Annotated in this window: 6 protein-coding genes; 3 read left to right on the plus strand and 3 right to left on the minus strand. The window is 65.6% G+C overall.

The annotated features are described in order from the left end of the window. Window positions 1-1,503: 1,503 nt before the first annotated feature. From ACFWXC_RS10455 to ACFWXC_RS10465, 3 genes are all read left to right on the plus strand, one after another. Window positions 1,504-2,658: a ferritin-like protein gene (locus tag ACFWXC_RS10455; RefSeq protein WP_384476184.1), complete on the plus strand. Its 1,155-nt coding sequence runs from the start codon at window positions 1,504-1,506 to the stop codon at window positions 2,656-2,658. 260 nt (window positions 2,659-2,918) lie between these two features. Further along, window positions 2,919-3,356, plus strand: a complete 438-nt coding sequence (locus ACFWXC_RS10460) for a VOC family protein (protein ID WP_384476187.1) — start codon at window positions 2,919-2,921, stop codon at window positions 3,354-3,356. Window positions 3,357-3,414: 58 nt separating this feature from the next. Then, window positions 3,415-4,179, plus strand: a complete 765-nt coding sequence (locus ACFWXC_RS10465) for a DUF427 domain-containing protein (RefSeq protein ID WP_384476190.1) — start codon at window positions 3,415-3,417, stop codon at window positions 4,177-4,179. Window positions 4,180-4,358: 179 nt separating this feature from the next. Here ACFWXC_RS10465 and ACFWXC_RS10470 read toward each other — a convergent pair whose 3' ends face one another. The 3 genes from ACFWXC_RS10470 to ACFWXC_RS10480 all read right to left on the minus strand — a co-directional run bounded on the left by ACFWXC_RS10470 (window position 4,359) and on the right by ACFWXC_RS10480 (window position 13,783). Beyond that, complete coding sequence (locus ACFWXC_RS10470) at window positions 4,359-4,574, minus strand: hypothetical protein (RefSeq protein ID WP_384476193.1); 216 nt, start codon at window positions 4,572-4,574, stop codon at window positions 4,359-4,361. 1,765 nt (window positions 4,575-6,339) lie between these two features. Then, window positions 6,340-6,888 carry a hypothetical protein gene (locus ACFWXC_RS10475; RefSeq protein ID WP_384476196.1) on the minus strand — a complete coding sequence of 183 codons (549 nt, stop codon included), beginning with the start codon at window positions 6,886-6,888 and terminating at the stop codon, window positions 6,340-6,342. 31 nt (window positions 6,889-6,919) lie between these two features. Continuing rightward, window positions 6,920-13,783: a polymorphic toxin-type HINT domain-containing protein gene (locus tag ACFWXC_RS10480; protein WP_384476199.1), complete on the minus strand. Its 6,864-nt coding sequence runs from the start codon at window positions 13,781-13,783 to the stop codon at window positions 6,920-6,922. Window positions 13,784-14,186: the final 403 nt, after the last annotated feature.

Consider the following 14,186-nt stretch of genomic DNA (forward strand, 5'->3'; position numbering starts at 1 on the left):
TTCTGCGCAGCGGTCGACGTATCCAACTGTCAGGGGAAACACGCGGTTCGCGGTGCCGACCCCTGGACGACCGGGAGGAGTCGGCCCCCGTCGGAACCGACGTCCGGGGCGGTGCCGCGGGGCGCTGTTCCGTGGCGCTGGTGTCCGGCATTGCGTTGAATCCCCTTCGCGCTGCGGAGCGGCCTGCGCCGCGCCTTCCGCGAGGGCCACTCTTGCGTTTCGAACACGGAGTAGTCCTGTCTTGTCGCGTCTTTGACGCCACGTCATCGGAATCTTGACGCGGGACCGAAGGGGCGCACGGGACGAGGGATTCGGGTGGCGGGGCTGTCCGGGGAGCAGCGCCAAGCCCAGCAGCGGTGTTGGTGAACTATGCCTTCAGTCCGTCCAGGACGTGGTGCAACTGAGCCTGGACGACGTCGGATTCAGGGTGCCCAAAGACCGCCTTGCCTTCGGAAAAGCCTTCGGCAACCCTCCATTTCAGGCGGCCTGACCAGCTAGTCAGCGCGCCTGACACACCATCAGACGAGCGTCACGAGCGGTCAGGCGCCCTTCGCGACCGGCTCCAGGATCGCCACGCACTCCACGTGATGCGTCATCGGAAAGATGTCAGAAGTGGGGATCCTGGGCGCAACCGCAGGTCAGATGGCATTTGCGACTCCACCGAAGAGCCCCTTGAACACTCGGAGCGTCAAACGAGCGTCAAGGCCGAGGTATGCGTTGCCCCCCGTTCCTGAGACCCATCCAGTGCAGTGCCGCACGGGTAACGGCCGTCCATCTCAGCCGTGACCCAGTCTCCGGCAGGGCTCCGGCCGGCATCGGTGTGCAGTCGAGCCATGGCCGCGTGATCCTCGAATGCCAGAGGCAGCTCTGATCGTCAGGCTTTGTCAGTGGGCGGGTCAAAAGTCAGTGACACCATCAGTCAGGGCAGCAGGTGGGGTGAACCAGTTGGGGTTGCCGGGTGGCAGGGCCGACAAGGCGGGAAACCTGGACGAGGACTGGTGGACGGCGCTGCGGGTGGCGGACTTGCTCACAGGCAAGGCATCCGCGATCCGTCTGGAACCTCGTGGCCGAGTGGGTGAGGGCATCGAGTTCGAAGTCGATGAACGGACGGGCCGTGATGCGAGCAGGCCCAGGACGTGCCCTCCCAAGGGGAGTGGAGCATCGTGGAGGTCGGGAAGATCCTCAAGGCTGTCAACGGCCACCTCGAAGTGGGCAAGAGGGTCCGGCTCGTGCTGTCGACTGGCGGGCGACGGCAACTGCAGGCCCCTCGCTCCGCTGGTCACTCCGGGCCGATGGGGCGACGCACCGCAGACGATCCCCGTCCTTCAACGCATCCGCGTGCCTCGCACCGGAGAGGGACGCCCGCGCACCACACCGGAACGTCTGAGCCCGGACACGGCGTACCTGTGAGGACGCCGGATCAAGCACACCATCCCGCTGCTGTTGTCACAGTTTCGCCGACCGTCCTGTCAATGCTGATGATCGGCAGAGAAGGTGCCTTCGGTGGGCGGAAAAGCGGTAATTGTCCACCTTGTCACAGGCTCTGCCGTCGCACCCACCCGTGGCGACGACCCCAGCGAGAATACGTTGAACAACTCTCAACAGCTCAAGAGCGACGCGGCGCCGTCAAGGGCGCCGATCACAACACTCGAAAGTCTCCGCGAACACCTTCAATGGGCGGTCGAGCTGGAACACGCAACGCTGCCGCCCTACTTGTGCGCCCTCTACTCCCTCGATCCGCACCAGAACCCGGACGCGGTTCAGGCCGTCAGCGGTGTCTTCGTCGAGGAGATGCTCCACCTGGCGCTGGCGGCGAATCTCCTCAACGCGGTCGGTGGCCAACCCGTCCTGGACGCCCCCCACATGCTGCCGGCCCACCCGCGCGCCCTGCCCCATGGCGACCGCTCCATACAGCTGTCCCTCCTCCCGTTCGGACCCGAAGCCCTGGAGATGTTCCTCCGCCTCGAGCAGCCGGCCCTGCCCGGCGCCCGGGCTGAAGGAGACGACTACGAGACGATCGGGCAGTTCTATGACGCGATCGAACAAGGACTGCGCCATCTCAGTGCCGAGTTCGGTGAGCATAAAGTCTTCACCGGTGACCCGGCTCGTCAGCTCACCGCGGGCCCTTTCGCCCACACAAGCGGGCAGGTGACCGCGGTCACCGATCTCGCCTCGGCACTGACGGCGATCGAGGAAATCGTCGAACAGGGCGAGGGGGCAGCACGCGGGGCGGTCTGGGACAACGACCAGGACGTCTTCCACCCAGACCGCAACGAGGTCTCGCACTACTACCGCTTCCTGGAGCTCAAGCTGGGCCGTCGACACCAGCCCGGTGACACGCCGCAATCCGGACCCACGGGTGAAGCCCTGGTGGTCGACCTCGACGGGATCTACCCCATGCGCCCCAATCCCCGGCTCGCGGACCACCCTGTGGGCGATCCGATCCGCGGCGCGCAGGACCAGTTCAACCAGGCGTACTGCGCTCTGCTCCAACAACTGGAGCAAGTATTCAACGGCAAGCCGCAGATGCTCGGGGCCACCATGGGCACGATGTACGCGCTCAAGGGCAAGGCGCAGAACCTGATGCAGACCCTCGACGGCGACGACAACACAGCCGGCCCGACCTTCGAGTACGTCGCAGCCGAGCTCCGCCAGTAAGCCGCCGCCCACAAGCGACACGCGACCGTCCCGAACACAACGGTCACGGATTCCGGGAACCGCGCACCGCCCGGCCGAGCAGCGCCCTCCAGGTGCCGTGGGCGTTGCCCCGGAGCGCCGCACCACAGCGGTGACCGGATGAGCGCCCTCACCGAACTCGAGGTCGTGCCGGCATCACGACGGCACGAATCAGATGGAGGGGTCGCTCCTGCTCGCGACCGGCGCCACTTTCCCACCCTGCACAGTGAGGATGACGGACCATGACGGCTCACGGTGATCTACCCGCCCCGCAACAAGGGCTCCTTGTCACGCACTTCCTGACCGTGCGCGACGTGGAGAGATCACGGCGCTTCTACGCCGACGTGTTCGACGGTGAGGTGGTGATGGAGGAGAGCCCGGCGATCGTGAAGGTGGCCAACAGCTGGATCATCATGAATCCCGGGGGTGGCCCCACCCCCGACAAACCCGGTGTCACGCTTGAGGCGCCCCGGAGCACCGAGCGGGTGTCGAGCTTTCTCAATGTCCGCGTCGCGGACATGGCCGCCTTCCACGCCGACGCGGTCGCCAAGGGCGCTCATTTCCTCACCGAACCCCTCGACCGCGGTTCGGAACTGCGCTGCTACCTGCGCGATCCGGACGGCTACCTCATCGAGGTGGGCCAGTCCACCGGCCTGCTTCGCGGTCTCCATGCCGATTGACCCACCGGCCCGCGCCCCTTCCCCTGCCGAGCCCCCACCACTGATAGAGGTACTCACGATGACCACGGAGAATGTGCAGCACCCGAGCCTGATCGCGCCGGTCGGGCATCTCGAGCCCGTCCCCCGCCGCATCCGGGGGACGCTGGGCGGCCGCGTCGCCTTCGACACACGGCGCGCACTGTATGTGTGGGAGCGGCCCACCTACCCCCAGTTCAGCATCCCCGTCCGCGACATGATCGACGCCACGCTCATCGACGAAGGACACAGCGAGTTCCACGGCGCCGGACCCGCACGGCGCCACACCCTGCAGGTGGGACCAGAGGTCCGAGAGGGTGCGGCGTGGGTGTGGGAGGACGGCGCTCCCGAGGCCTTGCACGGAACTGTCCGCTTCGAGTGGGAGGCGCTGGACTCCTGGTTCGAAGAGGACGAGGCGGTCTTCGTCCACCCCAGGAGCCCCTATTCCCGCGTGGACGCGCTGCCCTCCTCCAGCAACGTCCGCGTGGAAATGGACGGGGTAGTGCTGGCGGAAGCGCCGCGCTGCGTCAAACTGTTCGAGACCGGGCTGCCGACGCGTTACTACCTCGACCGCCTCTACGTCGACTTCACCAGGCTGCGCCACTCCGACACGGTGACCCGATGCCCGTACAAGGGGACGACGAGCGGCTACTGGTCGTTCGACGGCGAAGTCGCCACGCATGACGACATCGCATGGGGCTACGACCTACCGACGGTCCAGGCCAACCGCATTGCCGGCATGGTCGCATTCCTCAACGAGCGCGTTGATCTGTACGTCGACGGAGAACTTCTGCCGAGGCCGGCCTGACAGGCCAGGTGAAGAAGCTTTTTCTGGAAGGGAGTGGCCACCTGTCGCCCGATGACATGAAACAGCCGACCACCGTCTTCGATCCCTGTCCGGCGTGCGCACGGGCCACCGCGTACAGGCACGCCGCACATAGCTGCCGCGGGCCCGTAGCTGCGGGACACCACTGACGCCTTCGCTGATCAGAGGATGCCGGTCAAACCCTCGATCGCCGTCCGGGCCCAATCCTGTGCCCCCGCCGCCGCGCCGGCCACCACGCCGGTCGCGACGGGGGCCAGTGCTCCCTTCACCAGAACGTCCGGCAGCCGTACGGGACTGCCGTTGTGGGCGACGAGGAGTTCCCGTTCCTTTGTCAGAATGCGTACGTCCGTGGCGTCAAGGTCCTCGGCATTCTGCACGATCTCCGAGAGTCCCTGGAGACGGTCGCTGGACAGATTGCCTGCGTGATCTCGGGTACGTCTCAGCGCGTGCCGTACTTGACCGTCCAGTCCGGCGAACCGGCTACCGAGTCGCTCGACCGCTGCCTCAGTCGCCGCCAAGCCCTCCGGCTCTGGTACGACGGCTCCTTCTGGGATGCCCTCCAGAGAGAAGAGCGCATCGGCGGACGCAATCCCCCGCTCCACTGCGGCCGTTCGACACACCGCATCCTGCTCGACGGGTTAAGCCCGACACGACCACCTCACGCTCCGTCAGAAACAGCGTCGAACGAGCGTCAAGACATGTTCCGAACCCGTCCCTCACAGAGTTGAGGCAGAGCCTTCTCGACCACGCCCCCGCTGCGAAACCGCATGTGAGACACGTGGCGGGAACCTGCAGCATGCTCCACGCGGTGGACCCACGGAAACATGTCGGCACGCCCCGCCCGCAACCTGACGAATCAGAAAATCAGCAGGTCAAAGGCCCTTTGCTGCGGGCTCAAGAATCGCCGCGCACTCCACATGATGCGTCATCGGAAACAGATCACCCAGATCCAGGCTAGGGAAACTGCAGGTCAGAAACGGTTTTCCGGCTTCGCCTGGGGACCTTCAGGCGCACCGAGCGTCAAATGAGCGTCACGGCAGAGAGCTGCATGTCGGCTGGCCCATCAAGGGTGATGACTACGAACGTCGGGTCACCAGCGCGACAGCAGCGAGTGCGAGATCGCCGACACTCGCACCCTCGCGGCTGTGATCGCCGTCGGCGCGTACCGTTGCGGCCCCTGGTTCAGCGGCGCGGCGGCTCCGTCACGGAGTGAGCGGGACCGCACGTTCTTTCTGGCCTGCCAGCCGAACTACCAGATGCGGCATATAGCTGATGGCGCTGGCAATTCCGCGCCGTCCTGCCCCAGTCGGCGGGCACTCCTCGGCACGGCTCGCCGTAGCGGTTGCCACGTGCGCGAGCTTCGCCTCGCAGCTTCCGCAGCTCTCGCACAGAGCGAAAACGGCGCCAGGTGCCACTTGAGGAGCGACCAGATCCCCCCGGCGGGGTTCAGCACCGGAGCAGAGAAGGGCGTCTGGAAAATCTGCAACCAGTCCTGGTGTTACTCGGCGAAGTCTGCCAGCTCCTTGACCAGGTGCGCGTTCAAGTTGTCCCGGCACCACACCACCGGGGCATCGAGCCGCAGGTGGGTCATGACGATCACCTGCGATGTTGACCCGTCCCCGATTGCGGCCGCGCACCCGCACCACCGGCCGGACTCCGCACGGTGCCCCGGTATGTCCCTTTGGCGGCCTCAGCCCCTGACCTGCCTCGTCCTCGAAGTAGATGTGGGCGCCCACGTTCGCCGCAGTCCTTTTACCTACGCCCACACCTCCCCCGCAAGGTGAGGCACCCCCACGGACTTCCACGCCTCGATCGCCTCGTCCTCGCGTTCGACCGCCCGCCTCAGGGACACCTGCGCGGACCAGCCGTGCCGCCGCGACAGCTTCACCCGATCGACAGCTTGACCCGCTTCAGCGTAAACCCCTGGAACTCGTCGTCCCAGCCATGCGCGAGCGGGCCCCGCTGCAACTCCCGCTCCAGCCAATCCCACTGCTGGAGCTCAGACGCCCCACAGAGGCCGACTCCCATATTCCGGTGGAGCCACTGTCATTTCTACGCAGACGCTCCCGAGACGAAGCGGTGGCCCGCGAAAAAACACGAACTCTATTAAACCTTGAGAGCAGCGTCTTGCCAGGAAGCCTATTAGGGTCTATCGAAAGTAGCGGACTTGGCTCTATAGGCCTTTCCCGTCTCTTCTTCCGCCCGAATCTCTACAACGAAATCCGGCAGGGCGCCTTCCAGCGGGCGCCCATCCTTACCCACTGATTCTGGCTCGGCCTTCCAGTCGATCAGATTAACCACCACCGAATAAAGCCCCCTCGGCAGCTCGATCCGATTTGCATCCCGCCCCGGAAGATCGCCTGACTCCTCAAGCCCTCCAACGTAGATCACACCCGGGGAAGCCAATAGATACGGCTCAGAAGAGACGAGAACACAACGCCTTTCTCGCTCCGTAAGCCCTGGGCCAGAGAAGTTCCAGCGAATCAGTACCTCAAAGACCCCGTCCGCCCCTACTCCGATGGGGACTAGAGCCCCTGCGGAGATGGCCTGGACCAGGAGTTCATCATCCGAGGCCCAGTCGTCCCAGTCATCGGGGTCGCCTGTCTCCGTGAAGTACTCCGTCTGCCAGATTGCGCACAAACCAGCATCCGTTCGAACGGTCCTCGAAACCTGCTGGGGAGTCGAATCCATCAGTGCATCCATTCACAATCACTGCAAGCGGTCATTTTCGAGGGATAATGCGAACAGAATCAACTACATTCCCGACTTGAAGGCCCAACCTCTTGATTTGTCGATTGATTTGGGGGCCAAGGCTGCGATTTACCGAATAGTCGAGTGGCGACAAATTGCCTATGTCGTCTGCGCCGCCGAGTTGAAGGTCGATCACGTGGTCAATGTCCTTACCTTCCTCGGTCTCATTACCTGCGTTTCGCCACAGGTCGGCAGCACTAGTACTGCCTCGCGCGGCCTCGGCATCACTCACCACCAACTTATCAGCCGCATTCAACGAAGCCACCTTCGCATCAGCAGCCTTGATCTGGTCCGCCGACCAGCCACTCTTGTACTTGAGCGTAATGACGCACTTTTCCCCATCCGTATTGTGAACGAGGATCGGGACGCCGCCCGCCAACACATAGTACGTGTGGAGTTGCTGAACGGTGAGGTTCCAGCGGTTCGCTGTGCCCGGTGTGGCTTTGGTCGCGACGACGTAGACGTGGCCGTTGGAGTCTGTATTGAGAGCGTCACCGTAGCGGAGTTGGCCGGCAGGGAACCACGTATGGGTGCTGTCATCCCAGAAGGGGTGGTTGGCGGTGGTGTGAAGGGTGGAAGTGTGGCCGTCCTTGGTGCGGACGGTGAGGTCGAGCAGGTCGTGGTCGTGGTTGATCCACACGTGCTGGACCGTGCGGGAGCCTTGGTGTTTGCCTGTCTTGGGGTCTGCAGCTTCGACCTTGTCGCCGGCCTTGATCTTCCCGATGGGCTTCGTCTTGCCCTTGTCCATGAGAACGGGTGTTTCGGGGCTGAAGCTGCACCTTTCGGCGGCGCCCAGTTCCCCTTCCTCGGCTTCGCCGCCGCCGAAGAGGGCAAGGGCGCCACTCATCATGAAGCCGCCGGCATCGTATGAATGGGAGGACGTGTTCACGCCCAGGTGCGAGACGGCGGATCGGTAGGCTCCGGTGGCTGCGCCGCAGGAGACGCCGAAGGTACAGGCGGGGCTGAGGGCCTCGGCGGCGCTGACCAGGGAGTCGATGGCGCCCGCGAGGGAGTCCTTCACTGAGACGGGCCTCAGTGTCTTGTAGTGCTCGTTCTTGTCGACCTGCTTCTCGATGGCCCCGTAACGCGTGGCCGTGCCCATGGAGCCGTATGTGGGTGTGGTCTCGTAGTACCTGGTCTGAGCCTGGGGAGAGGTGTACTCGGTGGTGTGGCGGGTGATGACCCCGCCGTGGCAGTTGTAGAGGGTGCCGCACTCCTCGCTTCTCTGCCCCGTGGGATCACTGTTGGAGACGGGGTTGTCGGCGCCGTAGGTGTAGCCGTTGAGTTCCTGGGGGCTCGTGGCTTCGAATACGGGGTCGAGGCTGATGAAGCGGCCGATGGTGGGGTCGTATTCGCGGGCGCCGATGTTGGTGAGAGCGGTGGTGGTGTCGGTGGTCTTGTTGAGGAAGGTGCGGTTGTCGGCCCAGGCGGTGGTGGTTCCGCGGGGGTTGCCGTAGGGGTCGAACTGGCGCCAGGTGGGAGTCTGGGCGGTGTTGTCGAGGTAGAGGCTGTTGGTTCCGTGCTGGTCGGCGGCGACTTCGAAGCCGTAGTTGGTGCCGGTGCCGGTGCGGACGATGGTGGAACCGCCGGGGGCGCTGTAGTAGCGCACGCCGGTGGCGGTGCCGGCGGAGTCGTTGAGGGTGATCTGTTCGCTGCCGAGGTACAGGGTGGTGGTGCTGGGGTCGATCTGCAGCAGCAGGCTGCCGCCGGCGTCGTAGATGTAGCTGGTAGCGGTGCCGGTGGTGCTGTTAGAGACGCTGGTCAGCTGGTCGGCGTTGTTCCAGACGAGGGTCTGGTCGCCGGTGCTTGTAGTGCGGGTGCGGGTGTTGCCGGCGGAGTCGTAGGTGTAGCTGGTCGAGCTGGTGGACCCGCCGGTGTTGGTGGTGCCGGTCAGGGTGTTGGGCTGATCGCTGGACCAGACGCTGTTGGTGATGGTGTCGCTGCCGGTACCGGAGACGGTGTGCTGGGTTTGGGAGAGCCGGTTGCCGATGTCGTCATAGGTCCAGGTGGTCCAGTACGTGCCGCCGGTGATGCCGTCGCCGACAGTGCTGTGGTCACTGCTGATGGGCGTGGCGTTGCAGGTGTCGGTGGCGGTCGAGGCGGTGGTCCAGGCGGTGGTGAGGCGGTCGAGGGTGTCGTAGGTGTAGCACTGGGTTTCGGCCGTGGTGCTGGAGCCGGAGCGGGTCTCGGTCTGGCGGGTGATGTTGCCGGACAGGTCGTACTCGTACGCGGTCTCGTCGACGCTTGCGGGGGTGGTGGTGGAGCGGGTGACGAGCTGGTCCTTCAGCTCCCCGGTGTGGTCGTCATAGCTGTCGGTGACGCTGGCGTAGGAGCTGGCGGAGCCGAGCTGGACCTGGGCGACCTGGTTGTAGGCGCTGTAGGTGGTGCCTTGCAGGTAGCTGTAGGCGCTGGTGGCGAGCTCGTCTTCTTCATCGTCGTTGTTGTATCCGTGGGTGACGGTCTCCGCGGGCAGTCCGCCACCGAGGGCGTAGCCGTCGGTCCACAGCAGCCCGTTGACGCTGGTGTAGGAGTGGGTGATCTTCCACGTCTTACCGAGCACGGTGCCCTGTGCGGCGGACGGGATGATGGTCTCCTCGCCCAGGGATTCGCCGAAGACGTTGAAGTTCAAGGCCTGCTGGACGTAGGCGTAGCCGCCGCTGTAAGAGGTCGCCGTGGTGACGTGGCCGACCGGGTAGGTCATGCCGGAGATCGCCGTGTTGGCGTTGTCGTACACCCACGCTGCGGTCTGGTTGCCGGGGGTACTGACGGAGGTATAGGCGGCCTGGTCGGCGGTGGCGGCGGCGTACTGGCCGGTTTTCCGGTCGAGGGCGTCGTAGGTGTAGGAGACGTACTGGTCGCGGGAGTCCTTCGCCTGCAGCAGGTTGCCGTCCCCGTCGTACGTCATGGCGGAGGTCTTGCCGGCCGTGGGGTCGGTCTTGGAGGTCACCTCTCCAGCCAGGTCGTAGGTGTTGGTCCACACCTGGTTCTTGGCGTCGGTGGTGGTGGACTGCTGGCCGTGGCCGTCGTAGCCGTACTTAATAGCGCTGGTCGTGCCGCCGGTGAGGTAGAAGACCCCGGTGGCGGCGTTCAACGGCGTGGTCAGTGTGGGTGAGGCGGTGTACTGGTCGAGTTCGCTGGTGCGGCCGACCGGGTCGGTGCGGGTGGTCTGGGTGATGCCCCCGCTGGGCGGGATGACGGTGGTGGCATCGCCGTTGTAGACGGTGGTCGCGGTCGAGACGACGACGCCGTTCCTTTCGGAGGCGTCGTAGATCGGCCGGCCGAGCCCGTCGTAGGTGTAAACGTCCTGGTCGGCAACCTGGTTGTCGGCCACCGATTTCAGCGACAGCGTCGGTGTGGTGGCGGAGTCCCAGTAGCCGGTGTTCTTCTTGGCCACCCAGCCACGTGAGTCATACAGGGCGTCGTCAATCAGGCGGCCGCCCTGAGGGGTGTAGGTCTGGGTCTGGCGGGCGCGGCCCAGGGAGTCCTCGATACTGACCGACGTGAGGTAACCGCTGTTGTCATTGAGAGTGTTGGTCACCATGCCCGACAGGGAGCTGCTGGACAGGGTGTAGGTGTAGGTCTGGTTGGCCAGCGAGGTGGTGGCACGGGAGTTCTTCCACACCGACGTGGGCCGGCCCAGCGCGTCGTACTGGGCGGTGGTAACCACATGGTTGGCGTCGGTCGTGGTGAGGGCAAGGCCCCGCTCCGGGTCGACGGTGGAGCTACTGGTGTGGGCGACGCCGCCGACGGTGGGCTGGCTGACGCTCTGTCCGGTGGTCAGGTACACGGAGTTGACCGTGTAGGCGGTCGTGGTGGTGTTGCCGTTACCGCTGGTCGTGCTGGCCAGGCGGTGGTAAGTGCTGTCGTAGGTGTTCTTCTCGGTGGTGCGCCAGGTGAAGGCGCCCGACCCGTAGTCGGTGGCCTTGCGGGTCATCGTGACCAGGCCCATGGTCGGGGCGCTGGCCTGCGGGAAGGCGGTGGAGAAGCTGGTGTCGTCGTAGAACGTCCGGGTGGCGGAGACGACCTGGTCGGGCCGGGTGACACTGTCGGGGGCGCCAAGGGTGTTCAGCCCGTTGGGGACGGAGGAGGTGGATCCTTCGGTGAAGCCAGAGCAGGCCACCGAGTCCTCTTCGGTGCCGGAGGCAAGGCCGACGATGTTCGCGCTGGTGTTGGCCGGTGCATAGGTGGTTGCCGTGCACCGGTCATAGGCGGAGTCGACCGGCACGCTGTGTGCGTACTCATAGGTCGCCAGGCCGAAGTCGTCGTCGGAGCGGGTGGCGTCGTAGCTCGTGTCGATCTCGGCGTAGCGCCAACTGGTGGTGCCGCCGTCGGTCAGCCGCTGCCGGGTCCATTGCTCCGCTGTACCCGACGCGTTGGCGGTGAGGTCCGGCAGCCCGGACCGGGTGCGGGTCGCGGTCGCAGCGGAGATCCAGTACGAGGTGATGGCGGAGTTGTCGACACCGCCGCCGTTGCCGAGGTAAGAGGTGGACTCCAGTACCGCGCCTGCGAGTTGGGCGGCGTCGGTGTGGCTGCCGCCCTGGGAGTCGGTGAGCGACACGCTCCGGGCCGAGGTGGAGGACAGCCAGTCGCCGTCCATGCCCTGGTAGTAGGAGTCGACCTGCTTCGTCTGCGCATCACCGGCGCCGTTGCCGGTGGTGGTGGTCACCTTCTGATAGCCGCGCCACTGCCCGTAGGTGCGGTACTTGGCCTTGGTGTTCTCGTCGTCGTCGTAGTGCCAGGCCGCACCACTGTAGGAGTAGTCGGTCTCCTTGGTGGCCGAGCCACCGGTGGTGTCGGTCTCCAGGACCTCCTGCACCGCATACTTGTTGAACCAGTCCAGCATCGGGCTGATGTAGCCGCTGGGGGTCCAGTACTGCGGGAAGCAGGATGCCGTGTTCGAGGACGGTGTGGCCGAGGTCGAGCAGGTGGTCGGCAGCGTGTAGGAAACCCCGGTGACCCCACCCAACTCGTTGGTGATCGCCGTGATGCGGTACCGGAACAAGCCCGGGTAAGTGGAGGTACTCACCCGGTTCTCCAGGGCCGAGCCGGTGAACTTCACCGCCGGCATGCTGATCGACGAGGTCGAACCACCGGCAGTAGTGTCTGAACCGGTGCGCTGGATCGAGGACAGCCACAGGGTCGCGCTGGTCGCATCCCCGGTAGAGGGCTCCGTCTGTGTCAGCGCGTAGGAGTCGACCGTCACATACCCGCTGGAGGAGACCGAGTACTGCTGCGTGGTGATCGAGGTCAGGCGGACGGTGGAGAAGAACGACGGCGCGTACGCGCTGCAGGTGGCCCCGGATGCGCAGATGAGGTCGTAGGGGACGTCGGGGTAGGAGGAGGCGTTGGAGGAGGTCTCCGCACTGCCGCAGTTGCCGCTGGTGGAGGTGCAGCGCGCCGACGTGCCGTAGACGATCTTGTCGGGGACGGTGCCGTACGGGCCGGTGGCGGTGGTGAAGCCGTAGTCGATATGCGCGAGGTAGGAGTCGCGGACGTACTTGACCTCGGAGGCCCCGTTGTGGGCGCCGTAGTAGTTGGTGTCCTGTTTGTAGTAGTACGCCATCGCCGCGCCGGTGGCGGTGGTGGCGTAGTCCAGGTGCCACTTGTAGGCCATGGTGCAGTAGCTGCTGGTGGCCGTGGAGTTGTAGCAGGGGTCGCTGGAGTGGGCGGCATACACGCGCTCGGAGTCGACCGAGTTCGTCGTGTCGTTCCCAGAGGCCCAGCCGGGCAGTTCGTTGCGGCCGAAGTAGTACTTGGTGCCGTCCCGCTCCGTGATCACCCAGTACGAGGTGTCATACGTGCCCGACCCGTTCGACGAGCCGGTCACCTTCGTGACCGTCTCACCATTGTCGTCGGCCAGTTTGTAGGTGGACGTGTCCTTGTCATAGACGATCGAGGTCGACGACCCGTTCAAGGACATGGTCAGGACCGGCCCGTCGTAGCACTCGTCCGGTGTGGTCACCGAACCGGAGCTGCCCTCCGGAGAGTCCGGGCACGGCGTGAACTCCTGCGCCACGAAGGAGTCCTGGGTGGTCCACCCGTCACCGACCCAGGATGACTGGGCCTGGGTGTTGGCCGTCTGCGCGTCCACGCTGCCGGAGTCGTAGGACAGTGAGGCGTCCGGCGCCATCGACGTCGTGGCCGCCGGCGAGTCCACCTTGTAGGTGTAGGTGAAGTCACCCGAGGACCCCGACTGGCCCCAGGATCCCGCGGACGACAGGGTCGAGGCGTAGTTGCCGCCGCCCCCGCCCTCCTGACCGGTCGAGTCGGTGGCCGCGATCACGGTGGCCGCGCCGGACGTCGAGGCCGTCTGCGCCGTTGCCGACTCGGAGACGGAGCCGGTGTAGACAGCCGAAGCCGCCGCCCCGGCAACAGTCGTGCGCTTGCCGGTGAAGGCGGCGGCGTTCTTCACCGAAGCAGCACCGGCGAGCGTGACTTGCGCCGATACGGCCGTGTTCTTGGGGTCGTTGCGGGACGTCAGCGGTGTCTGCTTACGACACTTGGCCAGTTGGGGAGTGGTCAGCGCGCAGGCCGGCAGCTCCACCAGACGCAGCCGGGAGGCGTAGTTGCCGCCGACGGCGTCACGGAAGGCGCCGTAGTCCAGGCCGACTTTCACCCGGCCCGAGCCCGAGGCTGCAGCAGCGGTCCGGGCGGGGGTGAGCGACCAGACGGGGCCGGATACACCCAGGCGCGCCGACAGTGACCGGGACCGGACCGAGACCCCGAGCGCCGTGGGGCCGGCATAGCCGCCCTTCTTGGCAGCCACGGTCTGCGCCCACACCGGTGTTCCCGACGCGGTGGCCTTGGAGCCGGTGACCGCCGAGTGCTTCGGCACGGCAAGTTTCAGCGTGCCGGTCTTGGCAGCGGGCCATGCCGTCCGAGTGGGCACCACGGTGTGCCGGGTCTCATCGGACAGATGCACATTCTTGTGCGGGACAGGCGTCAGCCCTGCGACCGAACGGCCGAGATCAGCCTTCGGTTTGGCAGCCGACCCGGCAGCTGTGGTGGAGGACAGGGGCAGCGCGGTCGCTGTCGATCCGAAGGCGAGACTCAGGCACAAGGACCAGGCGAGCACTGCGGCCCACCCCGCCAGCAGCCTCCCGGCAGTCCGCCGGTACCGCGCCTTTGCCGATCCGCTGTTTCCGCGCACGCGTCTACCGGACACGGTCTCCCCCTCGCCATGAAGACATGCCGAAATACCGAACGGTCACCCGGGCCTATTGCCCCATGCGGTGATC

Origin of the sequence: Streptomyces sp. NPDC058683 (assembly GCF_042716195.1) — a bacterium.
Lineage (GTDB): Bacteria > Actinomycetota > Actinomycetes > Streptomycetales > Streptomycetaceae > Streptomyces.

Coding starts and splice junctions, on each gene's coding strand:
- ACFWXC_RS10465 (WP_384476190.1), top strand. CDS start 3,415: ATGACCACGGAGAATGTGCAGCACCCGAGCCTGATCGCGCCGGTCGGG.
- ACFWXC_RS10475 (WP_384476196.1), bottom strand. CDS start 6,888: ATGGATTCGACTCCCCAGCAGGTTTCGAGGACCGTTCGAACGGATGCT.
- ACFWXC_RS10460 (WP_384476187.1), top strand. CDS start 2,919: ATGACGGCTCACGGTGATCTACCCGCCCCGCAACAAGGGCTCCTTGTC.